Source organism: Herbaspirillum lusitanum P6-12, assembly GCF_000256565.1.
Lineage (GTDB): Bacteria > Pseudomonadota > Gammaproteobacteria > Burkholderiales > Burkholderiaceae_D > Herbaspirillum > Herbaspirillum lusitanum.
Genome location: NZ_AJHH01000447.1, coordinates 1 through 24,702 on the forward strand (window position 1 = coordinate 1; position 24,702 = coordinate 24,702).

Annotated in this window: 25 protein-coding genes, 1 tRNA gene and 2 pseudogenes; 11 read left to right on the top strand and 17 right to left on the bottom strand. The window is 49.3% G+C overall.

Going from position 1 to position 24,702, the window contains the following annotated elements:
* Nucleotides 1-21: 21 nt before the first annotated feature.
* From HLUSI_RS28730 to HLUSI_RS0114280, 4 genes are all read right to left on the bottom strand, one after another.
* Nucleotides 22-2,274, bottom strand: coding sequence for a phage/plasmid primase, P4 family (locus HLUSI_RS28730; RefSeq protein ID WP_083830959.1), 2,253 nt, complete (start codon nucleotides 2,272-2,274; stop codon nucleotides 22-24).
* A gap of 689 nt (nucleotides 2,275-2,963) precedes the next feature.
* Nucleotides 2,964-3,284 carry a hypothetical protein gene (locus HLUSI_RS0114275; RefSeq protein WP_016834610.1) on the bottom strand — a complete coding sequence of 107 codons (321 nt, stop codon included), beginning with the start codon at nucleotides 3,282-3,284 and terminating at the stop codon, nucleotides 2,964-2,966.
* A gap of 16 nt (nucleotides 3,285-3,300) precedes the next feature.
* Nucleotides 3,301-3,657 carry a hypothetical protein gene (locus HLUSI_RS32745; protein ID WP_157137874.1) on the bottom strand — a complete coding sequence of 119 codons (357 nt, stop codon included), beginning with the start codon at nucleotides 3,655-3,657 and terminating at the stop codon, nucleotides 3,301-3,303.
* A gap of 377 nt (nucleotides 3,658-4,034) precedes the next feature.
* Nucleotides 4,035-4,472 carry a hypothetical protein gene (locus HLUSI_RS0114280; RefSeq protein WP_040503513.1) on the bottom strand — a complete coding sequence of 146 codons (438 nt, stop codon included), beginning with the start codon at nucleotides 4,470-4,472 and terminating at the stop codon, nucleotides 4,035-4,037.
* Between the two features lie 130 nt (nucleotides 4,473-4,602).
* Between HLUSI_RS0114280 and HLUSI_RS0114285 the strand changes: the two genes are divergently transcribed.
* Together HLUSI_RS0114285 and HLUSI_RS0114290 are read left to right on the top strand one after the other, a co-directional pair.
* Complete coding sequence (locus tag HLUSI_RS0114285) at nucleotides 4,603-4,944, top strand: helix-turn-helix domain-containing protein (RefSeq protein WP_016834612.1); 342 nt, start codon at nucleotides 4,603-4,605, stop codon at nucleotides 4,942-4,944.
* Nucleotides 4,945-5,109: 165 nt separating this feature from the next.
* Nucleotides 5,110-6,267 (top strand): tyrosine-type recombinase/integrase, encoded by a 1,158-nt coding sequence (locus tag HLUSI_RS0114290; RefSeq protein WP_016834613.1) that lies wholly within the window; start codon nucleotides 5,110-5,112, stop codon nucleotides 6,265-6,267.
* Nucleotides 6,268-6,343: 76 nt separating this feature from the next.
* Here the strand turns inward: HLUSI_RS0114290 and HLUSI_RS34160 are convergent, their stop codons facing one another.
* The 5 genes from HLUSI_RS34160 to HLUSI_RS32750 all read right to left on the bottom strand — a co-directional run bounded on the left by HLUSI_RS34160 (nucleotide 6,344) and on the right by HLUSI_RS32750 (nucleotide 9,220).
* Nucleotides 6,344-6,763 carry a hypothetical protein gene (locus HLUSI_RS34160; protein WP_016834614.1) on the bottom strand — a complete coding sequence of 140 codons (420 nt, stop codon included), beginning with the start codon at nucleotides 6,761-6,763 and terminating at the stop codon, nucleotides 6,344-6,346.
* 69 nt (nucleotides 6,764-6,832) lie between these two features.
* Nucleotides 6,833-7,057, bottom strand: coding sequence for a hypothetical protein (locus HLUSI_RS0114300; RefSeq protein WP_016834615.1), 225 nt, complete (start codon nucleotides 7,055-7,057; stop codon nucleotides 6,833-6,835).
* A gap of 77 nt (nucleotides 7,058-7,134) precedes the next feature.
* Nucleotides 7,135-7,806, bottom strand: coding sequence for a hypothetical protein (locus HLUSI_RS0114305; RefSeq protein WP_016834616.1), 672 nt, complete (start codon nucleotides 7,804-7,806; stop codon nucleotides 7,135-7,137).
* Nucleotides 7,803-8,222 carry a hypothetical protein gene (locus HLUSI_RS0114310; RefSeq protein ID WP_016834617.1) on the bottom strand — a complete coding sequence of 140 codons (420 nt, stop codon included), beginning with the start codon at nucleotides 8,220-8,222 and terminating at the stop codon, nucleotides 7,803-7,805. Before HLUSI_RS0114310 ends, HLUSI_RS0114305 begins: the two co-directional genes overlap by 4 nt.
* Nucleotides 8,223-8,224: 2 nt before the next feature.
* The gene (locus HLUSI_RS32750; protein WP_157137875.1) at nucleotides 8,225-9,220 is read right to left on the bottom strand and encodes a hypothetical protein; all 996 of its coding nucleotides are present in this window, start codon (nucleotides 9,218-9,220) and stop codon (nucleotides 8,225-8,227) included.
* Here HLUSI_RS32750 and HLUSI_RS0114315 point away from each other — a divergent pair.
* From HLUSI_RS0114315 to HLUSI_RS0114340, 5 genes are all read left to right on the top strand, one after another.
* Nucleotides 9,219-9,461 (top strand): hypothetical protein, encoded by a 243-nt coding sequence (locus HLUSI_RS0114315; protein WP_016834618.1) that lies wholly within the window; start codon nucleotides 9,219-9,221, stop codon nucleotides 9,459-9,461. The two genes, HLUSI_RS32750 and HLUSI_RS0114315, sit on opposite strands and share 2 nt — an antisense overlap.
* 125 nt (nucleotides 9,462-9,586) lie before the next feature.
* Entirely contained in the window at nucleotides 9,587-10,120 is a 534-nt protein-coding gene (locus HLUSI_RS0114320) for a hypothetical protein (protein WP_040503514.1), read from the top strand.
* A gap of 68 nt (nucleotides 10,121-10,188) precedes the next feature.
* Entirely contained in the window at nucleotides 10,189-11,877 is a 1,689-nt protein-coding gene (locus tag HLUSI_RS0114325) for an AAA family ATPase (protein WP_202946938.1), read from the top strand.
* Nucleotides 11,864-12,061 carry a hypothetical protein gene (locus HLUSI_RS0114330; RefSeq protein ID WP_016834621.1) on the top strand — a complete coding sequence of 66 codons (198 nt, stop codon included), beginning with the start codon at nucleotides 11,864-11,866 and terminating at the stop codon, nucleotides 12,059-12,061. The genes HLUSI_RS0114325 and HLUSI_RS0114330 overlap by 14 nt, the downstream gene beginning before the upstream one ends.
* Nucleotides 12,062-12,279: 218 nt before the next feature.
* Nucleotides 12,280-13,176 (top strand): DUF6216 family protein, encoded by an 897-nt coding sequence (locus HLUSI_RS0114340; RefSeq protein WP_238534005.1) that lies wholly within the window; start codon nucleotides 12,280-12,282, stop codon nucleotides 13,174-13,176.
* A 74-nt stretch (nucleotides 13,177-13,250) separates the two neighbouring features.
* Here HLUSI_RS0114340 and HLUSI_RS0114345 read toward each other — a convergent pair whose 3' ends face one another.
* Together HLUSI_RS0114345 and HLUSI_RS0114350 are read right to left on the bottom strand one after the other, a co-directional pair.
* Entirely contained in the window at nucleotides 13,251-13,475 is a 225-nt protein-coding gene (locus HLUSI_RS0114345; protein WP_016834624.1) for a hypothetical protein, read from the bottom strand.
* A gap of 27 nt (nucleotides 13,476-13,502) precedes the next feature.
* Nucleotides 13,503-13,703 (bottom strand): hypothetical protein, encoded by a 201-nt coding sequence (locus HLUSI_RS0114350; protein WP_016834625.1) that lies wholly within the window; start codon nucleotides 13,701-13,703, stop codon nucleotides 13,503-13,505.
* 194 nt (nucleotides 13,704-13,897) lie between these two features.
* Here HLUSI_RS0114350 and HLUSI_RS28735 point away from each other — a divergent pair, with 194 nt between their 5' ends.
* From HLUSI_RS28735 to trmB, 4 genes are all read left to right on the top strand, one after another.
* Nucleotides 13,898-15,115 carry a hypothetical protein gene (locus HLUSI_RS28735; RefSeq protein WP_016834627.1) on the top strand — a complete coding sequence of 406 codons (1,218 nt, stop codon included), beginning with the start codon at nucleotides 13,898-13,900 and terminating at the stop codon, nucleotides 15,113-15,115.
* A complete protein-coding gene (locus tag HLUSI_RS0114360) occupies nucleotides 15,112-16,449 on the top strand; it encodes a hypothetical protein (RefSeq protein WP_016834629.1) in 1,338 nt (445 codons plus the stop codon). Before HLUSI_RS28735 ends, HLUSI_RS0114360 begins: the two co-directional genes overlap by 4 nt.
* Before the next feature lie 173 nt (nucleotides 16,450-16,622).
* Nucleotides 16,623-16,696, top strand: a tRNA-Gly gene (locus HLUSI_RS0114365).
* Between the two features lie 109 nt (nucleotides 16,697-16,805).
* Entirely contained in the window at nucleotides 16,806-17,525 is a 720-nt protein-coding gene (gene trmB / locus HLUSI_RS0114370) for a tRNA (guanosine(46)-N7)-methyltransferase TrmB (RefSeq protein ID WP_016834631.1), read from the top strand.
* Between the two features lie 29 nt (nucleotides 17,526-17,554).
* Here the strand turns inward: trmB and HLUSI_RS0114375 are convergent, their stop codons facing one another.
* The 6 genes and pseudogenes from HLUSI_RS0114375 to HLUSI_RS0114405 form a co-directional block, all read right to left on the bottom strand.
* Nucleotides 17,555-19,132 (bottom strand): methyl-accepting chemotaxis protein, encoded by a 1,578-nt coding sequence (locus HLUSI_RS0114375; RefSeq protein WP_029363533.1) that lies wholly within the window; start codon nucleotides 19,130-19,132, stop codon nucleotides 17,555-17,557.
* A 125-nt stretch (nucleotides 19,133-19,257) separates the two neighbouring features.
* A pseudogene (locus tag HLUSI_RS0114380) lies at nucleotides 19,258-19,743 on the bottom strand (HRDC domain-containing protein); the annotation flags it as partial.
* A pseudogene (locus tag HLUSI_RS31115) lies at nucleotides 19,740-20,851 on the bottom strand (HAMP domain-containing protein); the annotation flags it as partial. The pseudogenes HLUSI_RS31115 and HLUSI_RS0114380, both read right to left, overlap by 4 nt.
* Before the next feature lie 125 nt (nucleotides 20,852-20,976).
* Nucleotides 20,977-22,815: a DNA helicase RecQ gene (recQ, locus tag HLUSI_RS0114395; RefSeq protein ID WP_016834640.1), complete on the bottom strand. Its 1,839-nt coding sequence runs from the start codon at nucleotides 22,813-22,815 to the stop codon at nucleotides 20,977-20,979.
* Nucleotides 22,816-23,688 carry an undecaprenyl-diphosphate phosphatase gene (locus HLUSI_RS0114400; RefSeq protein ID WP_016834643.1) on the bottom strand — a complete coding sequence of 291 codons (873 nt, stop codon included), beginning with the start codon at nucleotides 23,686-23,688 and terminating at the stop codon, nucleotides 22,816-22,818. It abuts the gene before it with no gap.
* A 34-nt stretch (nucleotides 23,689-23,722) separates the two neighbouring features.
* Nucleotides 23,723-24,577 (bottom strand): undecaprenyl-diphosphate phosphatase, encoded by an 855-nt coding sequence (locus HLUSI_RS0114405; protein WP_016834646.1) that lies wholly within the window; start codon nucleotides 24,575-24,577, stop codon nucleotides 23,723-23,725.
* Nucleotides 24,578-24,702: the final 125 nt, after the last annotated feature.

Sequence of the window (24,702 nt, forward strand, 5' to 3'; positions counted from 1 at the left end):
GCCGCCATCATCCAAGCCTAGTTAAACCAATGCTCCGTCGTCATCTTTCTTGTCGTTGTCGTCCTTCTTCACACGACTTTCTTTTTCGGGCCATTCGGTCTTAATAATCTGCTCCATCGATTCCCGCCTGTTTTTCTTGGCCTCAATTTTGCCCTGCTCCTCGAGCGGAAGATTACGCAACAAGTCAAAACCGTTGTAGTAACGTTCAGGACGCGATTTTTTTTCAAAACCACGTTCCGTCAACAAGCGTCCAAAGCGGTTCTTGCTGAGATCAATATTGAAATACTCCTTTACCCAAGGGCTGAACGACAGATATGCATCACTAAAAGAAACGGATTTCGATGAATCAATAAGGCAATGCTCGTCGAGCCACATTCCCAGCATGTCCATCTCCTTGCGATATTCAGCCGTCTTCCGAGCGATGCTTGCTGGAATCGCCAGGCCGCTTTCCCGCCATTTCCGATACCCCTCAATCGCCCAATTCAAAATCCCCGGCAACTCATCACGAAGACGCTGCTCAAGTTTTTTGTCCTGGCGCTCTTTTTCAAATTTAACTTCGAAAGGAATCAAATGAATCCGGCGCCAAATACCGTGATCCGTTCCCTTGATGATCGGCTTATGATTTGATGCAACGATAAGCTTCCCGGTCATCTTGAACGTGAATTGATTCTTGAACAGATAACGTGCAGTAATTACGTCACCACCCGTGAGCGATTTGACCTGTGCTTCATTCAAATGCTTACCGTCATTGAACTCACTAACAGCAATCACGCGTTTTCCCTCCAAGCGCGCAATGTCTGGCGACGCCCCACTGCTATTCCGACTACCTTCCAGCAACAACTCGCCTTGTGCCTGTGTCCCCATATCGCCGAGCAATTCAAGCAAAATGTTGAGCAGAGTACTTTTACCGTTTGCACCATGACCGTAGAAAAAAAAGATGCACTGCTCTGCTACTGAATTTGTCAGACAATATCCGACGATGCGCTGCAAGCACTCAACCAAAGCCTCGTTGTCATTCATGATTTCGCTGATGAATTTCTCCCAGCGAGGAGCTTTCGCCTCTGGATCAAAGACGATATTTGTGCCAACCGTCATCATCAAAGATGGATTTGGTGCATGGAAGCTGTCGGTAAGCAAATCAAAGGTGCCATTGGCAACAGAAATCAATGAGCCATGTGAATCAATTGCACTAACTGACGTCAAAATTTTGGGCTCTGATTTGAAAAGCTTCAGTACATTCTCAAGCTTGCTAGCCCCCTCCAATTTAAGGGCGTGTTCAAGTAACGTTTTCTTACGAGCGCTGTCGATCTCCTGCTTCGCTTCCTTGCGAACAGTATTGCTGAGATCCTTGAGACACTGCATAACAAACTCCTTACCGACAGGCCGCCACAAAAAGCCTGTCCACGCCAACCATTGCTCTTTTTCTTCGACGTAGTGCAATTTGTCATGGTAAAGATTTGCCATGCGCTCAGCATCTCCTTTGTCAGTGCAAAGAAGCTCCACTTGATTGCCATAGCGTGCAAAAACGTTGTGGACAATTTGCACCAACTCTTCATCTGGTAACGGCGGATTGCATGCGGAACCGTTCAATTCCCTCAACAAATCAAGAACGTCATCCTCATCCATCTTCATCTTCATCCATTTGACTGCCGCACGCATCAACGTATCGTTACGCGTACCTTCTTGAATAACGGCACTGGCATCGATTGTCGTGGGACCGCTTTTCTTTTCAGTCACCAACCTGATCAACGCTTCAGGAGCGATAGCGATTGTGACCGCAGGATCAACCCATTGATACGGAACGCCGTCGATCTGAGATGGAGAGGCCACGATGTAACCGCCTTCACCACGAACGTCGATCCCTGGCAAAACACCGGCGGTACTTTTCACGGACATCGAGCCATCGTGTACGAAGTAAATATGCTTGCCGCCGGAGGGTGTCGTGCAGGTCAATGTCGGCGGCAGTGCGCCATGCTCTGCTTCAAAGGCCGCGAGTGATTCCTCGCCCTTAGCCCCATTTTTCACATCGATGTCGAGAACCCAAATGCCGGAAACGTCACCGGTTGCAATGCCGATATTGGCCTTAGTTTTCTTGGAAAACCAATTTTCGATCTGAACTGGGTCAATGGTGGCGGCTTTAAAACCTGTTGCTACTGCCGGCTTCTTTCCTCCTGAGACGAGAGGAAATACCGAAAAGCCACGCAAAGCCAAGCGCACTGCTTCAGCAAGAATAGAAAAACGAGGGGAAACTGCTTTTTTAGAAGTGGTGTTCACGTAATGCTCCGTTCAAGAGGAGCGTGAATACACCGGTAGGAACGCACAGATAAACGATTTCCGGTTCTTCACGCTCGAGTCAACACGCCTCACAAAATGTGAGGTCGTGCATCGAACGGAGTTGAACTCTCTAAGCCCGTCAGAATTCGACGTACGGTATTTTGCAAAAATACCAACTTAAATCGTATGGTAGCCCTTACTTTTTTTGTAAGGGAAATCGTTGCCTGCTTCGGCGTTCTGTGCGTAGGTCGAGATTATTCGCATTCTTAGTGCTTTTGTCAACACCGGCAAACTAAGACGTGTTTTTTGAGGTTTGATGATTTTTAAATTGGATTAAGGGGAGTCATTGATTTTTTGGGTGATGGCAATTTATTCAAAAAAATCATTTATTCATTTAATTGTTTAGAATAATTTTAGGAAACTAGAAATTAAGATTTCTTAGATTCCTCACGCGACAGCGTCTGCAATAAAACACACGTCGAAAAACGTCAGCTCACGATTCAAAGGATATGAATTACGAGAAAAATCGATGAATGCTGACAATTATGGATAACGAAACGCATGGGTCCAATCGTCTTCAAACACGCGTGCCATCGCTGATTTAACGATTCACTATCGGTTGTCTGTAGTGGTTAATGATGTGTTGATGAGTACGGCAGAAGGTCGCGTGTAAAACGTGTAGGGGTGGCTCACCTAGCCGTTTTAATGGGTACGACTAAATTCATTTTGATACCGACCTTAATCCACGTCCCTTTGGCTATCGGCGTTTTCGAAACAATATCGAAGACTAGCGGAATATCGCCGTTGTGCAATTTTTGTGTGAGTCGAATGCCGACTTTGTAACCGAGAAGAACATCAGGGCAGGTAATGCATTCCAATGACGACTTTCCATATACTGGCGCGGTGTCGATGACTTCCGCGAACGTATAGAACTGATTGTCATCGATAGTCTGCGCAGAGCTTATTCCGAGTACCGTATATAGCCAAAGGCCGACAAGTAATTTGTTCATTCGGATTGCATCATATTTAATTGCGAGGGGCTGTGCCACGAATGAAGGCGATGATCTCGGCAGGTGGTTCGCTTCCATCGGATGCAATGCACGACTGAGGAATTCTGCTGGCGATTCTATTGAGAACCTCTGCCCGATAAAATTCCGATCCTGCCTCGGGAGATGCTTGGCTCAGCATCATCTTTCCAAAGCCGATACACATAGGGTCACTTCTTAAACCCTTCGCCAGATTTACTGCCTCCGAAAAAGTTTGATCCTGAAATCGAGCATCGTTGTTTCTATTCGTTGCCCCCCCAACGAACAATATGATAGCCACGACAGCAAGGCCAATCCCGAGAGAAAAAAGTGTTTTCTTGTTCAAAGAACGAATCATGTTGCGTACTTTCTGACTAATGGATATCGAGGGAGATGGACGATTGGAATCTAGGTACAGTCCTTGCCGCAGTGTTTACAGAGCTTCGCGTCCAGCAAGATTGTTTCGGCACAATAGCTGCATAGCTTTGATGGCGGACCAAGTTCTTCTGGGCGTTTCGTAAAAGCCATGATCAGAACGAGCGTCCCCCCACCTATTACTAACTGCCAAATGAAGTAGCCTACGTCAGAGAAGTTTCCGAATGAATGGGCTAGTTGGTTAGTGATCCCTGCACCAATTACCCAAGGCCATCCGTTGATTTTTCGCACCTTGTCTGCGAAAGCCATAATGCCGATATAAATTATTATTCCTAATAGCGCGTTCACTTTTTCCTCGGATTACAGTTTCTGGCAGTTATACATGACAGTTTTTGGATTCAGATTCGTTGTCACCGTCAAGCTCATTTGGCTGCTGGTAAGCTTTCCAATAGCTTCGTAAAATTCTGCTTCGCTGCCGTCATTTAATTTGACGGGCATTCTTCTCCCATTTGCCTCGGCATATTCCGGCTTGTTAGTAATCACATCGCCGGAGATGGAGTAGCTTCCAGTGAAGTGTAGTTGCCCTTGAGGTGTGGAATTTACTGATTCCCGTGTGCCAAAAAAACCATAAGTCTCGGTAGTCATCACCCCTACTCCATTGTTCGATTGTTGGCATTTCCAATCACCGGCCAGCTTGAACCTAGTTTTCGGATGAAAGGACCAGATGCCCGCCAGCACAGCAAGTATCAAAATCAGTCCCACCCAATTAATCCTCTTTTTCTCTTCCACATCCGACATACCAACCCCCAAGGTGTAATTTTTACGAAATAGAACCTAATATGAATATTGTAGGCATATTGAGATATTACATATTTCTTTGCTCTGGAACAACATAACTTGTATCAAATATGCAAATTATGTTTAGGTCATGAGCAACGATATAGCCGTACGAATTGGGAAAAATATTGCCGCTGCGCGCAAAGAGCGTGGCCGAACACAGGCCGACATTGCAGAAACGGTAGGTATGGATACCGTTTCTTTGTCACGCATTGAGCGGGGCGTGGTGACGGCTGGGATACCGACGCTAGATAAGATTGCTAATGAGTTGGCGGTTCCGATAGGCCGATTATTTGACGGCGTGTCTGCAAATTCTTCAGCCCTGGCAGACAGCATCATCGCGCAGCTCGCCCCGCTGCATGACGAGGATCGCCTATTCCTGATGGAGCAGTTGCAAGTCTGGGCGAAGAAGCTAGCGAAGCGTAAAAAGTGACAGGCAGTTTTTGAACATGCTCTAGTTGCACGATCTCCCAGAGAGGGCAACTAGACTAATGTTCTCACACACTACGCGAGCGAAATTGTGGTCATATTTAGCTGTTGATCTATGCTGAGAAAGAGCTGATGGTGTATCTCATTACATCATTACAGAAAGCTCTTTATGGGAATATCCAAACGATCCAATAGCTCGAATTGGTACTATCAATTTCAGGTACGCGGCAAAAAATATCTCGGCAGCACAGGCACAGCCAATAGAACAAAAGCCCTGCAGGTCGAGCGCGAACTTCGCACCAAAATTCATGCTGAATTATTTCTCGGACAGGCCGAGACTATTACGCTGGAAGCAGCACTGAAGCTGTATCTTGATGCACGAAAAACCATTCCCTATCATTCTGGGATGTTGGCGATTTCCCGAAAGCTGGCAGGTTACAAGCTACATCCAAAAACAAAAGAAAAAATTCCTTGCTACGGACTCTCTCAGAACATTCACCTGCACGAATTGCAGACTCGAGATATTGAGCGACTTGTTCAACGCCGCAAGGCTGAAGGCGATGCTCCAGCTACCATGAAGCATGAGGTGGGATTAATTCGCTCAACCATGAAGGAAATGATCAAGCTCGGATATCGCGTCAATCGTGAAATTATTTTCCCCACATTTAAAACGACTTCTAGGCTCCGATATCTCGATGAAGCCGAGGAAGCGGCATTACTGCGCGAGCTTAATCCGGAAACGCTGAGAGACGGCTTAAAATCGCTTGAAACGCGGAACAGCGAAATGCAACGAAATATGCAAGACAACTACGATATTGTTGTTGCCCTTTTGGATACCGGCTGCCGATACTCTGAAATTGCGAACATCCCTTGGTCTGCTGTCGATGTCGAAGCTGGCACTATTCATGTGTACCGCTCCAAAGTATCCAATGAAGACCATCTCCATATGACGGCACGCCTGCGAGAAATATTCCGCCGCAGGCATGCAAACAAAAAACCAGATGGTCGATACGTCTTCGAAAACAAGCAAGGGAACGAACGTGGCTACTCGACTCAGGCGATCAAGAAAGCGATAGATCGTGCGGGCTTGAATGCACCAGATGTCGTGAAAGAGAAAGGCGGCAAGGTAACCGCTCACGTACTACGTCACTCCTATGCGTCGAAACTCGTGAAGCATGGCGTGAGCCTTTTTGAAGTCTCGGTTCTTCTCGGCCATTCCGATCCGAAGATGACGCAGCGATATGCACATCTTGCGCCGAATGACGCGAGCAGAAAAGCCGTTGGCATTATCGACTCAATCCAAGCTAAAGTTTCTGCTATCGAATAATGACCTATTGCTGTGGGAGCAGATGCAACTTTCACTCCCACAGAATCTGTGCGATGGGACCAATGTATTTGCGTGATCAGTACGTTTCCATCAAGTGATCCCAGAATCCGGGGGCATCGTGATGTACATTCTTCATGCAGAAGTCTAGCGAATAGGCAATGAACCATGCCTTATCGAATTTCGTTGTGCCATCAACATTCTCTAGCAATGCCTCGACAATCCGATACTGTTGATCCGCACGGTCAAACGGCACATCGATATATATCTGACCGCGATAAGAATCGAATCGTGTCTCGCTGGCATATCCAATACATTCTTGATAGGCAATGCCATTTAAATCAAAGGCAGCAAGAATATCTATTCGTACCTGACTCTGGCGATAGTCACCCGTGAAGCCAGTCTTGAAATTGTGAAATTCGACGGTCAGTACATCACGTTGTTTCTGCCTGCCGATATAGTCGATGTGGTTTAGTAGCTGTGGCATCTTATTGTTCATCCAAATGGACTATTTATAGCTGCCAAAAATTGACGAGATCATTTGCCGTTACGAGGGAAGAAGAAATTCCTATTGTGTCTTCATTTCCTCGTAGATACGCCACATCTCGTTGAGTACCTTAACTTTCGGCTTGTCGATTTCGAAGCCAGGGATATCCTCCAACATCCCAAGTAGTATTTCAAGAAATCCGTAGTAGTCCAAATTCAAACCACTGTCTTCCGCGATGGCGTGGACCAGTGTGTGTTTTTGTTCAAGGGAAAGCATTTGCATCGAATTATTGTCGTTGTGGCTCATGCCACGTAGCTTCCCTTGCAGAAGCTCAATACGGCAACGATTCTGGGCTACAAGTTAAAACCTGCAATCCAAACACGTTATTTCTTTTCTTTATATTTCGCGGCGGCTCTGCCACTTTTGTCTTTTGGATGGAAATATAAACTAACAGCATTATGTCGAATTCTGAAGGGAATCCCCGATGCTTCGTGCTTATGAGTCGTGTAAAAAGCCAACCCAGAACGCCTCTCACAAATTCTCTCGCTAAAATCAGGCAGACTCATATCACGCACGGTATTTTGCCAGTCTCGCATAAGGTCTGCGGCCAAAGGTCGTTTAGTGAACGCCAATATCCCACCTTGCGAATTATTTGGGCTGCCTGTTCGATAGCGAGTAGTCAACTGCAAAAACCCCTCTTTTAAATCCGTAATACTGCTAAATATTTTTGCCTCACCGATCCAAGTCCATAATGGATTCTTTCCCTTAACAGTTAGATCAACGCTACCGCCTGCAGTGGAGCCATGAGAAGCATCGTAGTACGTCATGGTTAGCATGTTTGCCATTGCATTAGTAATCTTGTCCTCCCCATCGTCCGCATAATATTGCGGATTTGACTCAAGCTTCGAGATTACCAGATCGAGATCGTCGTATAAAACTTCCACGAATTCTTCATAGCTGGAAACTAACTGGCTTCGCAAAAAATTTTGAACATTCTCACTCCCTCGAACAAGTGTTTCGATCTTATCCAGTGAAAAATTTTCAGATGATCTCATTTGATCACCAATGCCTGCTTTGCTAGCTCTGATGGAATAAAAAACATAAAAATTCGCTGAGATATGTTTTCTTCAACCTCGCCTGTCAGCGGATTTATATTTGCGTTCTTCGCCGCCTTAACTTGATTGATTTCGAGCTGTTCAACCACATCGCCATCGATGTATTCAAACGCCGTATCCAGTAAATTCAAACGTGCACCAGTTAAGCAGCTGATGACATTTAAGACTACATTTACATCCTCTATTTTTCTCTCTCTCGCCAGCGAAATAAATTGACCAAATGGAATATGAGTTGCGTCTGTATGGTCCGCCAAAAAATCTAAAAACACCTCCCCCAGAAAGGTTTCAAGACGATCAGCCCAGATACCTTTCAAAATTTCTTGCACCTCGGCCTTACTGTGGGGCACGGTAGCCATTTTCAGATGTATGTAATCACACGATTTATCGCCTGAGCAAACGCGGAATTTGTAGCAGAACTAACATAACACCCATGCAAGGTTGGTGTCGCAGAGGCAATCTCACGTATCAAGGCAGATAAACTAACCGTTGCTTGACCTTCTGGCAGTTTAAATTGCCAGTCAATTGTTATCTCATACGGACTCATTACATTTCCCAAAGCGTTCATACCCGCATGATGAAACTTCTCGTCTCGCAGATCAATTGATGAGCTAGTCATTCGTTCTTTTTTAATTGATCCCGTCACGGTTCTAAAAGCTAGTGACTTTACCTGCCCTTCAGTTTTGACCGCGTACATGGCTCCCATCGAAGGGAATAGATTTTCGGGTGGTATCGCACCAACTCCTACTAGATCATTCAAATGTAGGGCAGCGGCAGAAAGGACTTTGATTGGAAGCGTATCAATACTTCCTGATGATGCTTTTTTCGGCTGATCTATACACACTTCGATTCGCTCAAGTGATTTTCTTATGATGATCGTATCGTAAGCCTGAAAATATATTTTTCGAAAAGTAACTAATTGATTGATCTCCCCGTAAGTTTTCTTAATATGCTCCGGCAATTCTGAATACGCATAAGTATTACGATCATCGTACGATCTGGCGGAACAAAATACTAATGCTATGTCACCTCGTTCCAGATTACGCACTTCACACAAGGTTGGATCACTTGGCGCAGACGAAATCGATTTGCCATCGATTGGCAGAGGATATACCGAGTGAAAATCAGACTTTTTAATTACTGATGTCGCCAAATCTTTGCATAAATTGTCAATTCTAGATTTATCGAGCTGATAAATCTGAACATAGCGATCACCCGTAACAATCGATTCAGCAAAAAAACTATTCAAAAAATTCTGAAATTTAGCTCCGTCCGATGTGCTTTGCGTTGCATTGCCCAACAAATCATCCCACCCCATACCCACAGCCAATTTTTCCTGTTTTAGCGACTGGCGCATGAGCGTCCAGGAAACTCTAGTCCTTAGAGCTGACACCAAACTCTTGATATCGATTGCAGGTTTTGATGGAGCAGGAAAGGGCATATTAGACATCGAATCAGAATCCTTTTATATTTTTAATATGGACTGCGAACTGCCGTTGCAAAGCATCAGAGACTTCTTCCATGATGTTTTAGCAAAAACCAACCAGAAGATAGATTGCTTAATAACAATTTTTAAAAATGATGCTATCTCCTTTTAGAATAACTGCAAAATAAAATCGCTGCAAAAAATAAAGTCATCAAGTTACCCTGCATATAAATTTCCGCCCGCCGATAACTCTTGCTTGCGGCTGTTGATATTTTTAATTTACGCAACCTAGGTCATATGAAACTTGATCCAAATTCAGAAGAAGGCCAAAAGCGCATGATGGCGCTTATCGAAGAAATTGAAGATCAGACAGATCGGGGTGTCGCCATTGTTGGCGCTGCATGGATAGAAGAATCGATGTCTGCGGCAATGGAATCATTTCTGCATTCCGATCCCAAATCTTGGGACAGACTGTTCTTTGCCAATGGTCCTTTATCGACCTTTTCTGCAAAAATCGACTTATGTAGTCTACTAGGGATGATCAATAGAACGATCAAATCGGACCTGCACATCATTCGTGATATCAGGAATGAGTTTGCCCATCAGATTGTCCATCGCTCCGAGCATACGAAATTAACTTTCGCCTCGTCTCATATTGAAGACAAATGCAAAGCTCTTAAGTGCGTCGCCCATGAAAAACATCACCTCCCACGTACTGCATTTGTTCGTGCTTGTGCAATCCTGAGTTCAGATTTCGAATTATTGATATACGCTGGCTACAAGTTGCCCGAAATTGGTGGAATTATCGCGAGAAATGAGATGGGCATCTAACAACCAGATACTTCGACGAACATATAGCTTGTATCTCTCTTACATATGGATGAGAAAATAAAACTGTCATGGGAGAAGGCGCTCCACCCGCAGACATTAAAAAACAACATCATCAACGCCTCCCATCTGCTTTAAGGATTATGAAAATGAGAATAAAAAAAATACAATTAAAAAACGGATACAAGAGATTCACCGATCTGACCATCGACTTAGGGGAGAACCCTAAACGAATTATCGCGTTAGTAGGTCCGAACGGTTGCGGGAAAAGTAGCGTGTTAGACGGCATGCTGTTTCAAGCCAACCCGTGGGGACGAATAGGCGATAAGCAAGTTAAGGGCTATGAATATCACTCGATGAACAAAGTAGCCAATTTTGACCATAATAATGTGATTGTTGATTTCGTCGAAGGTACATATCAACAAATAAGGTCGCTCAGGGAGCCACTAGGAAGCCATCAAACGATATTTTCCTTTAGAAGCCCGTATCGATATAACAGCAATTTGAAAGTCACTGAATCAAAGGCGACCGCGGGCATTCAAAAAAATAGTTACGGAGCAACTTCGTCGTCAGATCTAGATGACAAAATGGAGCAAAGCTATAGACGTTTGAACATTAAATTCAACACCTATATGCACGCAGAGGACTGCAAGCCAAGCGAAGCGAAAGCAAAAATAATTGCAGATCTCAATACTTCGTTAAAACAGTGTCTCGATCTTGAAATATCTAGTATCGGAAATATAGAAGACTCAAAAGGAACTTTATATTTTAAGAAAAAGGACCATCCAACCGAATTTGAATTTAACGTTCTTTCTTCGGGCGAAAAAGAAGTGATTGATATACTTTTGGATCTTTATTTACGGCAGGAAGAATATGCCAATACCGTTTTCCTGATGGATGAACCAGAGTTGCACATCAACACGGCTATTCAAAAAAATCTTCTGCTGGAAATGAACAGGCTAATCGGAAAAAACTGCCAAATTTGGATAACCACCCATAGTATTGGATTTCTCAGAGCACTACAGGGGGAGTTGAAGGACGAATGCCAGATCATCCAATTTACTAGCGATCTTAATTTAGCATCTACGGCACACACACTTCGGCCGATGAAAAAAACCATTGCAAAGTGGAGAGAAATATTTGAAGTAGCGTTGGAAGACTTAACTCACTTAATCAGTCCGAAGAGGATCATATACTGCGAAGGTCGTCATGCTCCGGGCAATGGCGGAAAAGAGAGAGGCCTTGATGCACAAGTATTTAATAATATCTTTTCTGAAAAATATCACGACACTTTATTCATATCCAGTGGCGGCAATACAGAACTCGATCAGCGAAGCGAAATAGCTATTTCAATTTTGTCTAAAGTTTTTTCCGAAGTCAAAATTCTAGTTTTAAAAGACCGAGACATGGCATCTGGGAATAATACTGGAGAGCCAGAGAGGCAGCTATATCTTAGTAACAATTCCGAAAATCATCGTGTATTGAAACGCTGGGAGATCGAAAATTATTTGTACGACAAGGAAATACTGAAAAGATATTGCTCCGCGATGTCGCTACCTTTTGATGAGATTGGTTACGATACATTTGTGTCGAATATCAACGATCAGAATCTTAAGGATGCCACAGGGAACATCAAAAAATATTGTGGTTTAACAATAAGCATCAGTGCAGAAAAATTTAAATTGAATCTTTCAGAATTTTTTTCAGAAGATATGCCCATCTATCAAGATCTGGAAAAATGTATTTTTGAAAGAAGGTGACGTTCCGAGAGCCCTAACGGCGGGGGGTATTACGCTGGGGAGGCTGTTTGATGGGGCCTCTGCCAAATCTGCTGCACTGGCAGACAACATCATCGCTCAGTTGGAGCCGCTAAAAGATGCGGATCGTTTGTTTCTGGTGGAACAGTTGCAGGTCTGGGCAAAGAAGTTAGCCAGCAAGAAGTGATCTTTTCGTGTTTTCTTGCTGCCACTCGCCGTAAACGGACCACAGTTTATTGAGCATGCTCAGCTTGGATTTATCGATATCCTCGTGCAGATAGGGTGGTTCCCGTTTGCGATCCAAGTTATTTCCGGCTTCTTCGTGATGGTATGAGTCACACTAAGATGTTCCGGCCTGTAGATTTTTTCATTGAGATATTCAAACTAGACATAACCAATTAAAAAATGGAATTTTCAAGCCTCGTTCAAACTATACAAAACTCCCTAAGTTTCATCGGTATCTCTCCAGTTACCGCTTGGCTAACCGTATATCCGGCCATTGTAGTAATAGCGGTCGTCGCATATGGCTGCTTTCGAACCAAGTCCGATCACATATTCATTACAAGAGTTTGGCGAGTTTTGCATGGAAAGACTCCGATCAGAGATTCCATATTGGCGACTTACTTCGACAATCAAGATGCGCTGATTAAATTTCGTTTCCACACAACGCTGCCTGTCCAAACACTACCGGCAGTTCATCGACTGATTGAATGGGCTAAGCGCCAAGACATTTCAATGGCGGAGATTAAACGCTGCGGACATTTTTTTAATCTGACGGAATTGGCGATTGATAAAAAGAAGTTATGGAATAAGCCGACTCGTGCCGCCTGTTTTGTTTTTGCACTTGCTTCTTTATACGCCGTATTTTTTATCGGCATTTTCACAGTTGCGCCAAATTTGCTAGTCCAGTTAAAAACGGGAGAAAAGCCCTGGTTTTTTATCAGCGAAAAGCTAGCGGTCAATACACTTACCAAAGCCAACAGATTTTCCTTAGACGACTGCATTAAAGACCCGCCAGATATTGCAAAACAATCCGGGTGGACTATCAATGATGTCGAAACCGTATGCGATGTGCTGAAAAATCCAAATTTAAAAAAAGAGGTTACGGACTTATTGCTCGAACAGAGAATTGCGGCGTTAGTAGTCACAGTGACTCTGATGATCTTCACATATATGGCGTTCAGTCTATATATGCGGAGCCTTGCCGCAGAAAAACTAGAAAAATTCTTAATCTCAAAAAAACAAAGCCAGTTGGAACTTGATCTGAATTCAACACTAACAGACACATCCATGAGTGATTGATCGATAGATGCGCTATAGCTATTGTGCGCACCTCCGGGACCTCTGCTTGGCGGACAGCACAGGCACGGCCAAAGTTAGCCAGCAAGAAGTGATCTTTTCTGGATTTCTTGCTGCCACTCGCGGTAAACGGACCGGAGTTTATTGAGCAAGCCCAGCTTGGATTTGTTGATACCTTCCCCGGGGATGTATTCGAATAAAGTCGCACCCACTTCAATGAAGTCGTCGTATTCCAAAGCAAGTCCGGCTTTCTCTACAATAATAGAGACCAAGCGAAATTGTTCCGGTCGAGATATTTTCATGTGGCATCGTGCAGTAAGAGGAGTGGCTTAAGACCGTTTAAGCCGCTCGTAAATATGCCACATTTCGTTGAGCAAGCTGACTTTCGGCTTGTCGATTTCGAAGCCGGGGACATTCTCAAACATCCCCAGTAGTATTTCAAAAAACCCGTAATAGTCCAAATTCAAACCGCTGTCCTCCGCGACGGCGTGAACCAGTGTATTCTTTTGTTCCAAAGATAATGTTTGCATTTGCACTGTCCTTATTGCTCATGCAAAGCATCTTCCTTATACAAACGTAATACAGCAACGACTCAAAATAAAAGACCGAGATAGCCTCGTAATGGCTGCAAATTAAAATTCAAGTAGGAGGCCCGCAATTGATAGCCTGCAACGCCTTCTTAATATAAGAAAAAACGTCCCGCCTGCAATATAAGGAATAACGAATGAAACTTACTGTCCTGGACTCAAAACGTGAATCCGATGCGACATGCTATTTGTGCAAAATAGATTTGATTTCTTATATTCGATCAATACCAGTTAAATACAAAGATTTTGAAGTTCAGCGAGGAATTGTTGCCAATCGATATTTAGATCATCTGGCCGATACAATCTCGAGGAAAAAACACATTCCTCCAATTGTACTAATCGCTGATGACTTTCTGGAATCGAAGGATAAGACCACACTGAATGTCAGCAGTTATAAAATCCTAGATGGACTACAACGGTCGCATCGGCTAAAAGTCATATTAGATGTTCTCGAGTTTTTAGTGGATCAAGAAGAAAAAGAAGACATTGAAAATAACCCCAGTCGTTTTTCCCGAACACATTCGGCTGATCTGAGAAAAATGGGTGGAGACATCAAACTGGTAAAAAGTTTGGTAGCGCTAGGCGCATTAGATATCCAATCTGCGGAGAATTTTTTTGATGGCAATAATCTTTGGCTGGAAGTATGGGTACACCTTAGTGAGGCGGAGCAAATAGAGAAGATGCTTTTGCTCAACGCAGGCCATAAGTCAGTCAACATTAAACATCAACTGGAACTCCTTTTCCTCAGCACCTTGTTTAGACTTGAGGATATTGCCCCCAAAGGCGTCTCTTTCATAAGAGAGAAAGAGCAAAGCGCAATTCAATACAGCAAGGGGCGCACAGTCGGTCAATATCACTTCTCACATATTATTTCAGCATTGATTGCGCTAAGCGCTGGAAAAATCATTAATACAAACAGTGATTTTGTGAGTGATCTTCAGTCGAATCAAAACGACTACATTGAACTGATGGAGGGATTTGATCTCGACTTGATGAAGAAATTTATTCAATTTCTTCATTCATTTGATGCCGAGCTTTTTAGTAAGTACTCCGATTTAGGTTCAAAATGGCTCGGTAGAGAAGTGGTTCTAATCGGTTTATTCGCTGCGATCGGAGAATTTTCAGACGAGTGCGAACAATCGGTCGACAAAACATTAACTGAGCTGAAAAAGAAAATTCCTGTAATTGTAAGTGCTTTGAAATTGAAAGATTTTGAGGTCGAGCGGAATAACGTAGAACTGAACAAAGTAAATGTCGGCAACGTCAATAAAAAGGCCGTTTATCGAGCATTGTATGCAATTTTACGAGAGGAAAAGTTCAAGAGCTGGAAGCACTATTTTGGGAGCGCAGCATGAAATATAAGGACGTTCTCTATCCGCCCATAATAGATACTTTGACTCGTTTAAAAATTGAAATAGATAGACGTCTAGCCGTAAAAGAGGACGACTCGCTCACTGAACTTTTTTTAAAAATTGATACATTAATTGCAAAAATCAACGACACCTTCTCTGGTGCCTTAGGTGATCCATGCTTAATCGAAGTCCACGACTTCATCTCCGAAACGGACGTAGAAAATTCTTTAAAAGCGGTTGAGCCGCTACTCTTTAACAAGCTTAGAGTGATTCTGGGAATTTCTATAATTCTTGAAGATGATGAAAATCTGGATCTAGATGGGGAAATCATTTTCCCCGTCGCAAATTTCAAAATAGTAGAGGACGAAGGTTCGGAGCTTCCATTTAATGCATTTGGTTACTTTAATGCAAACAGCTCACTCGACTCACTCGCATTTTTCCGCTTTAAAGACAAGTGGGTGGAAGAGATCCTCAATTCGAAATTCAATCATGCGTTGCTCGCAACGTCTCTCTATAATTTAAACTTATCGGTCGATACTTTTGATAAGCCTTATATATTAACGAGAAGCGACGCATCGAATAAATTAGCTATACAGGCTGCACTCAGGCTGCAAGTTGTTGCTCACGGAATCAAAATTCATACCGAAATCGAGAGCAAAATTAAGCCGTCACTGTATGCATCTTCCAATATTTCCGCGATTAAGGCATATCAACAATTCGATGAATCAATCTCAATACTTAGCGAATTCAATGCTCACACTGACATCCTAAATCGGTTTCTGAGTTTGTATCATGTTATTGAGGGCTTTATGTACCGAGTCCCAATAGCGAAATTAGGATCGAACAATGGCGGGAAAATGTTTTCCGTAAGAGATTTTCGACAGCTTTACGATAGCGTAGATAGGAACGAAATAGATGCAATCAAAGATATTTTTAAGAATTTCTGGTCTCTAAAAATAGATGGTAAATTTTTTAATAAAATCGTGATGGATGCGTTAAGAGACCTTCCGAACATTCCTGATTTCAGCAAAATTGAATTCAATCTCTTATTGGGAAAGCTAGGGATATTCTCCCCCAAAAAAACTGGGTTCGAGTACCTTCTTAACGACCAAGCAGGAACGATATACGCCGCTTTAGTTTATAAAGTAAGGTGCGCGATTGTGCATAACAGTGAAACTGAATTTCATATTTCACATTTCACACTATCCAAAACAATGGTTCTCATACTCGATAATCTGCTGATACGTCCTCTTGAAATGGCCATCTTTAATCAGATTGCAGACTCTTCCAGCATCGTTTGGTACACAGGTCCTTCGTTGAATTTATATGAGGCGTAGCACCGGCTACAACGTCTTAGGGAGTGGAATATCGAGATAAAGATTCAATTAATCGGTCTGTTTTTCTTTTCTGGCGATAACAGCTTGAAGCAATCGGCCACTACAGAATCCATCACGCTGAACAACCTTCAAATTCACAAAACACCCCAAATCCCGCGTAAAATGCGGGGTTCGCGGGTGTAGCTCAATGGTAGAGCAGAAGCTTCCCAAGCTTACGACGAGGGTTCGATCCCCTTCACCCGCTCCAGGGTGCTAGAGGATCAGGCGTTTTTCTTCGCTGCTCTACTTGCCTTTTGCCTGCCTTTTGCACGCAGCATAACAATCCATCTTCCGATCTTTCGCTTCACGAGTCATTCATGTCAGAAAACAAATCCGGCAAACCGCTTTTTTACGATCCGACCGAACATCGCATCCGCAGCTTCGTCACGCGTGCGGGACGCTTGTCCGGTGCGCAGGCGCGCGCCATTGAGGAGCTCGGCCCGCAGTTCCTGTTGCCGTATGCGAAGGAGACGCTGGATATCGATGCGGCTTTCGGACGCTCGGCGCCGACGGTGTTCGAGATCGGTTTCGGCATGGGCGACACCAGTGCGAAGATTGCGGCGGATATGCCGGAGAAGAATTTCATCGGCGTGGAAGTGCATACGCCGGGCGTGGGCAGTCTGCTGAAGCAGATCGGCGAACAGGGCCTCTCCAATATGCGTCTGATCCAGCATGATGCGGTGGAAGTGCTGACCAACATGATTGCGCCGGGCTCGCTGGCGGGCGTGCATGTGTTTTTCCCCGATCCGTGGCACAAGGCGCGTCACAACAAGCGCCGCCTGATCCAGGGGCCGCTGGTGAGCCTGCTGGCGTCGCGTCTGGCGCCGGGCGGGTACCTGCATTGCGCGACCGACTGGGAAGAGTATGCGATCCAGATGCTGGAAGTGCTGGGCGCGGAACCGGCGCTGAAGAACAGCACCGATGCCGCCGAAGGTTATGCGCCGCGTCCCGATTACCGTCCCGTCACCAAGTTTGAAAACCGCGGCCTGCGACTCGGCCACGGGGTGTGGGACCTGGTGTTTATCAAACAGGGCTGATCAGGCCCTGACCTGCATTCTCTTTCGCTTCATGCGCTGCGCAGTTTGAATACGCTGACTGTGCGCGCCAATCCGGCCGCCTGATCCTGCAGGCTTTCTGCAGCGGCGGCGGCTTGTTCCACCAGCGCGGCGTTCTGCTGCGTGACCATATCCATTTGCACCACCGCACGATTGACTTCGTCGATGCCGGCGCTTTGCTCGCGGTTGGCGCGTGTGATCTGGTCCATGATGCCGGCCACCTGCGCGACCGCGCCGACGATTTCCTGCATGGTCTGGCCGGCATTGCCGACCAGGCTGGTGCCGCTATTGATCTTGGTGACGGAGTCGCCGATGAGTTCCTTGATTTCCTTGGCGGCGGTGGCACTGCGTTGGGCCAGCGTGCGCACTTCCGATGCAACCACGGCGAAGCCCCTGCCCTGTTCGCCGGCACGTGCGGCTTCAACAGCAGCATTGAGCGCCAGGATGTTGGTCTGGAAGGCGATGCCGTCGATGACGCCGATGATGTCGACGATCTTGTGCGAACTCTGCTCGATGGCGCTCATGGTGTCGACCACGGCGGCGACCATTTCGCCGCCCTTGACGGCGACGCCCGAGGCATCAGCTGCGAGCTTGTTGGCCTGCTGCGTGTTCTCGGCGTTCTTTTGCACGGTGGCGGTGATCTCTTCCATCGAGGCGGCGGTTTCTTCGAGCGAACCGGCTTGCTGTTCGGTGCGCGAGGACAAGTCCTGGTTGCCGGTGGCGATCTCGGTGGAGGCGGTGGCGATGGTGTCGGTGCCGCTGCGCACTTCGCTGACGATGCGCACCAGGTTGTCGTTCATGTCCTTGAGCGCTTGCAGCAGTTGCGCGGTCTCGTCCTTGCCGCTGACGATGACTTCGGAGCGCAGGTCGCCCGCGGCCACGGTCTGCGCGATCTGGACGGCGGTGTTGAGCGGACGCGTGATGCTGGTCACCAGCCAGACCGTGACGATGCTGCCGAGGATCAGCGCCAGCACGATGGAGACCACCAGCGTCAGGCGCGCTTCGCGATAATCGGCGGCTGCATCGAGGGCGATCTCTTCTCGGAATTTGTCGGCGGACTTGCGCACTTCGGCGACGATGTCGTCGATCATCTGCGTGGGCAGGCGATCCGCTCCTTTGACGGCTTCATCGACGCGAGCGACGCTGTCGCGGTCTTCCGGTTTGTATTCTTTCTGGAGTGCGGCGAGGTAGTGGGCGCCGAGATCGGCGTGCGCCTTCTGCGCCTGCTTGAGCTTGTCGATGCTGATGCCGAGCGCCGGCAACAAGGTAGTGAGCTTATCGAGATTAATCTGCGTGGCTTTGCCTTCGTCGATGAAGGCCTGGCGGTATTTATTGAAGGTGGCGTCATCCTTGCCGCGCAGCAAGGTATTCTTCCACTCCTGCACCTGGATCTTGAATTGCACCTGGGCGCTGCGGGCGGAGTCGATGGCTTTTTCGATGGTGCCGGCTTTTTGCATCGCCTGCGTGTTTTGCTCAAAGCTTTCGTTGAGCGTCATCCAGCCTCTCACCCCGACGAAGATGGTCGCCAGCAGCAGCAATGCCGCCAGCAAACCGAGACGTGTGCCTATCCTTAAATTGGTCAGCTTCATATATCCCCCCATGCTTGTTAGCGCGGAACCAGGGCGACGCACGAAAACCGTCGGCTGCGCGATGGCCAACGGTTGGTTGTCAGAATATAGGAATTAACGGCAGGACGAGTGCGCCGCTGAAGGCTCTAGCCTGAAATTTCCCGAATCAGGGAAATAATTTCAGCGCCGTAGGTTTCGAGTTTCTTCTCTCCAACTCCCGTGACGCCACGCAAGTCGTCCAGCGAGGACGGCTTGGCCTTGGCGATTTCGCGCATGGTGGCGTCGTGGAAGATGACGTAGGCCGGCACGTTGTGCTTGCGCGCGGTCTCGACGCGCCACCAGCGCAGCTTGTCGAAGATGGTCTGTTCTTCGGTCGAGAGATCGGTCTCGACGTAGTTGGATTTGGAGGAGCTGGAGCTGCGCTTGGGCTTGACCGGTTTCTGGTACTGGCGCAGCTGGATTTTTTGCTCGCCGCGCAGGACCGGCTTGGCCTCTTCGGTCAGCTTGAGCGAACTGTAGTTTTCATGGTCGACGGTCAGCAGGCCGAGGGCGATGACCTGGCGCAGCACAGCGCGCCATTCGGCTTCGCCGTACTCGCTGCCGATGCCGAACACCGACAATTGGTCGTGCCGATGATGTCGACGATCTTGTGCGAACTCTGCTCGATGGCGCTCATGGTGTCGACCACGGCGGCGACCATTTCGCCGCCCTTGACGGCGACGCCCGAGGCATCAGCTGCGAGCTTGTTGGCCTGCTGCGTGTTCTCGGCGTTCTTTTGCACGGTGGCGGTGATCTCTTCCATCGAGGCGGCGGTTTCTTCGAGCGAACCGGCTTGCTGTTCGGTGCGCGAGGACAAGTCCTGGTTGCCGGTGGCGATCTCGGTGGAGGCGGTGGCGATGGTGTCGGTGCCGCTGCGCACTTCGCTGACGATGCGCACCAGGTTGTCGTTCATGTCCTTGAGCGCTTGCAGCAGTTGCGCGGTCTCGTCCTTGCCGCTGACGATGACTTCGGAGCGCAGGTCGCCCGCGGCCACGGTCTGCGCGATCTGGACGGCGGTGTTGAGCGGACGCGTGATGCTGGTCACCAGCCAGACCGTGACGATGCTGCCGAGGATCAGCGCCAGCACGATGGAGACCACCAGCGTCAGGCGCGCTTCGCTATATCGGCGGCTGCATCGAGGGCGATCTCTTCTCGGAATTTGTCGGCGGACTTGCGCACTTCGGCGACGATGTCGTCGATCATCTGCGTGGGCAGGCGATCCGCTCCTTTGACGGCTTCATCGACGCGAGCGACGCTGTCGCGGTCTTCCGGTTTGTATTCTTTCTGGAGTGCGGCGAGGTAGTGGGCGCCGAGATCGGCGTGCGCCTTCTGCGCCTGCTTGAGCTTGTCGATGCTGATGCCGAGCGCCGGCAACAAGGTAGTGAGCTTATCGAGATTAATCTGCGTGGCTTTGCCTTCGTCGATGAAGGCCTGGCGGTATTTATTGAAGGTGGCGTCATCCTTGCCGCGCAGCAAGGTATTCTTCCACTCCTGCACCTGGATCTTGAATTGCACCTGGGCGCTGCGGGCGGAGTCGATGGCTTTTTCGATGGTGCCGGCTTTTTGCATCGCCTGCGTGTTTTGCTCAAAGCTTTCGTTGAGCGTCATCCAGCCTCTCACCCCGACGAAGATGGTCGCCAGCAGCAGCAATGCCGCCAGCAAACCGAGACGTGTGCCTATCCTTAAATTGGTCAGCTTCATATATCCCCCCATGCTTGTTAGCGCGGAACCAGGGCGACGCACGAAAACCGTCGGCTGCGCGATGGCCAACGGTTGGTTGTCAGAATATAGGAATTAACGGCAGGACGAGTGCGCCGCTGAAGGCTCTAGCCTGAAATTTCCCGAATCAGGGAAATAATTTCAGCGCCGTAGGTTTCGAGTTTCTTCTCTCCAACTCCCGTGACGCCACGCAAGTCGTCCAGCGAGGACGGCTTGGCCTTGGCGATTTCGCGCATGGTGGCGTCGTGGAAGATGACGTAGGCCGGCACGTTGTGCTTGCGCGCGGTCTCGACGCGCCACCAGCGCAGCTTGTCGAAGATGGTCTGTTCTTCGGTCGAGAGATCGGTCTCGACGTAGTTGGATTTGGAGGAGCTGGAGCTGCGCTTGGGCTTGACCGGTTTCTGGTACTGGCGCAGCTGGATTTTTTGCTCGCCGCGCAGGACCGGCTTGGCCTCTTCGGTCAGCTTGAGCGAACTGTAGTTTTCATGGTCGACGGTCAGCAGGCCGAGGGCGATGACCTGGCGCAGCACAGCGCGCCATTCGGCTTCGCCGTACTCGCTGCCGATGCCGAACACCGACAATTGGTCGTGGCGCCATTGCTTGACCCGCTCGCCGTCAATGCCGCGCAAGACATCCAGCACGTGGCCGGCTGCAAAACGCTGCTCGACGCGATAGACGGTCGACAACAGCTTTTGCGCCATCAGCGTGCCGTCGAAGGAGACCGGCGGCGTCAGGCAGATGTCGCAGTTGCCGCAAGCTTGCTGGCCGTGCTGGCCGAAATAGTCGAGCAGGCGCACGCGGCGGCAATGCAGGGTCTCGCACAGGCCGAGCATGGCGTCGAGCTTGACGCCGAGCACGCGCTTGAAGGTTTCGTCGGCTTCGGATTCGGAGATCATGCGGCGCTGCTGCACCACGTCTTGCAGGCCGTAGGCCATCCAGGCATTCGCGGGCAAGCCGTCGCGACCGGCGCGGCCGGTTTCCTGGTAGTAGCCTTCGATGCTCTTGGGCAGATCCAGATGGGCGACGAAGCGCACGTCGGGCTTGTCGATGCCCATGCCGAAGGCGATGGTGGCGACCATCACGATCTTGTCTTCACGCAGGAAGCGCGCCTGGTTGGCGGTGCGCTTGGCGTAGTCCATGCCTGCGTGATACGGCAGCGCGTTGATGCCGCTCTGCTTGAGGAATTCGGCGGTCTCTTCGACCTTCTTGCGCGACAGGCAATACACCACGCCGGCATCGTCGGCATGTTCGCTCTCGATGAAGTCGAGCAGCTGCTTGCGGCCGTTGGCCTTTTCGACGATCTGGTAGCGGATGTTGGGACGGTCGAAGGACGAGACGAACTGGCGCGCGTCTTCGAGCTGCAGGCGATGGATGATTTCTTCGCGGGTCTGCTGGTCGGCGGTCGCGGTCAGCGCAATGCGCGGCACGTTCGGAAAACGCTCGTGCAGCACCGACAGCTTGATGTATTCAGGACGGAAATCGTGGCCCCACTGCGATACGCAATGCGCTTCGTCAATGGCGAACAGCGCGATGTGCGCGGCTTCCAGCAGTTCGAGGCAGCGCGGCGTCATCAGCCGTTCAGGGGCGACGTAGAGCAGGTCGATATCGCCGCTGCGCACGCGCCGTTCGATCTGCATCGCTTCGTCGAAGGTCTGGGTGGAATTGAGGAAGGCGGCGCGCACGCCGACTTCAGCGAGCGCATCGACCTGATCCTGCATCAGCGCGATCAGCGGCGACACCACCACGCCCACGCCGTCGCGCACCAGCGCCGGCACCTGATAGCACAGCGACTTGCCGCCGCCGGTCGGCATCAGCACCAGCGCATCGCCGCCTTGCACGACGTGCTGGACGATGTCAGCCTGCTGGCCGCGGAACGACGAGTAGCCGAAGACGGTTTCGAGTATGTGCAGCGCTTTGCCTTGCTGCTCCTGAACGAGTTCTGACATTTATTGCAAAAATCCCTTGCTGACCGCAACCAGCAAAAACACGCCAAGTGCGGCGCGGTAAACAATGAAAGGCCAGGTGGAGAAACGCTCCAGGAATTTCATCAATCCCCAGATGGCGCAAAACGCCGAGACGCTCGCGACGAGCAGGCCGAACAACAATAGCGACCATGCGTGCAGCGGGATATGCGCGTGCAACAGCACGGCCAGTTCCTTGAGGCCGGCCAGCGCAATGGCCGGCAAACCCAGCAGGAAGGAAAAGCGCGCCGCTTCTTCGCGTTTGAAATTGAGGAAGAGCGCCGCCGTCAAGGTCGAACCCGAGCGCGACACGCCTGGAATCAGCGCGCCGACTTGCGCGATACCGACGATCAGCGCATCGGACAAACGCATCTGGTCGACGGTGCGGCGATGGCGGCACACCAGCTCGGCAATCGCCAGCAGGATCGCCATGGCGATACACGACCAGCCGATGACCGACAGGCTGCGCAACGGCGAACCGCAGGCGTTGAGCACATGCGACAAGACAAGCCCGGCGATGCCGATCGGAATCGTCGCGAGGACGATGGCGACCGCCAGACGAAACATCGGGCTGTTGAAATCGCGCTGCCTCCACGCGGTGATGCTGCCACTGGTCACCGCCGTAACGTCGCGCCAAAAATAGCTAACCACTGCGGCCAGCGCCGCCAGTTGCATCGCCGCCGAAAACGCCGAGCCCGGATCGTGCCAGCCCAGCACCGCCGGCACGATGCGCATGTGCGCAGTCGACGAGATCGGTAGCAGCTCGGTGATGCCTTGCACCACGCCGAGAAAACCGATCTGCAGATAATCCAGAGAAGCGAAGCCGATATCCAGACCGGCGCTGCACACATTTGCCACGATGCTTTCCTTGTTGCTTGCCTGTTCGTCTCGCTTATTCCACCCAGGCCACCACGCCGGTGTATGCCGTACCGAGAATCACCAGGCCGAACAGGATGCGGTACCACGCGAACACGGTGAAATCATGCGAGCTGATGTAGCGCAGCAGCCAGCGCACGCACAGGAAGGCCGAGACGAAGGCGGCCACGGTGCCGACCGTGAACAGCGGTACGTCGGCAGCGCTCAGTAGCGCGCGCTCCTTGTACAGCGAATAGATGGTGGCGGCGAACAGCGTCGGGATCGCCAGGAAGAACGAGAACTCCGTGGCGGCCTTGCGCGACAGGCCGAACATCATCCCGCCGATGATGGTGGCGCCGGAACGGCTGGTGCCGGGAATCAGCGCGAAGGCTTGCGCGCAGCCGACCTTGAAGGCGTCCAGCGGCGTCATGTCGTCGACCGAATCGATGCGCGACGACGCGTAGCCCATGCGGCCCTTGTTGCGACGCTCGACCCACAGGATGACCAGGCCGCCGACGATGAAGGCGATCGCCACCGGCACCGGCGCGAACAGCACTGCCTTGATCTTCTTGCTGAACAGGAAACCGAGGATCGCCGCCGGCAGGAAGGCGATGATGAGGTTGATCACCAGCCGCTGCGCCTTGCGGTCCGAAAACATGCCGACCAGCACCGATGCGATGCGCACGCGGTATTCCCAGCACACGGCGAGGATGGCGCCGGCCTGGATGACGATTTCGAAGACGTCGACCTTCTCCTTGGAGAAGCCCGGACCCGCGAAATTGAGCAGGCTGCCCGCCAGGATCAGGTGTCCGGTGGAAGAAATCGGCAGAAATTCGGTCAGGCCTTCTACGATGCCCATGATGAGCGCTTTGAGCGCGAGGAGAGTATCCATGCTGAGGGAGAGTAAGGGAAAGTAAATGAGTGGAAATCCGTGTTTGCCGGCGGCAAGACCGGACGAATTCAGCATTTTACTGGCTTGGCGCGGAAGGTGGGGGTTTTGCGCCAAAGTCCGCTTCC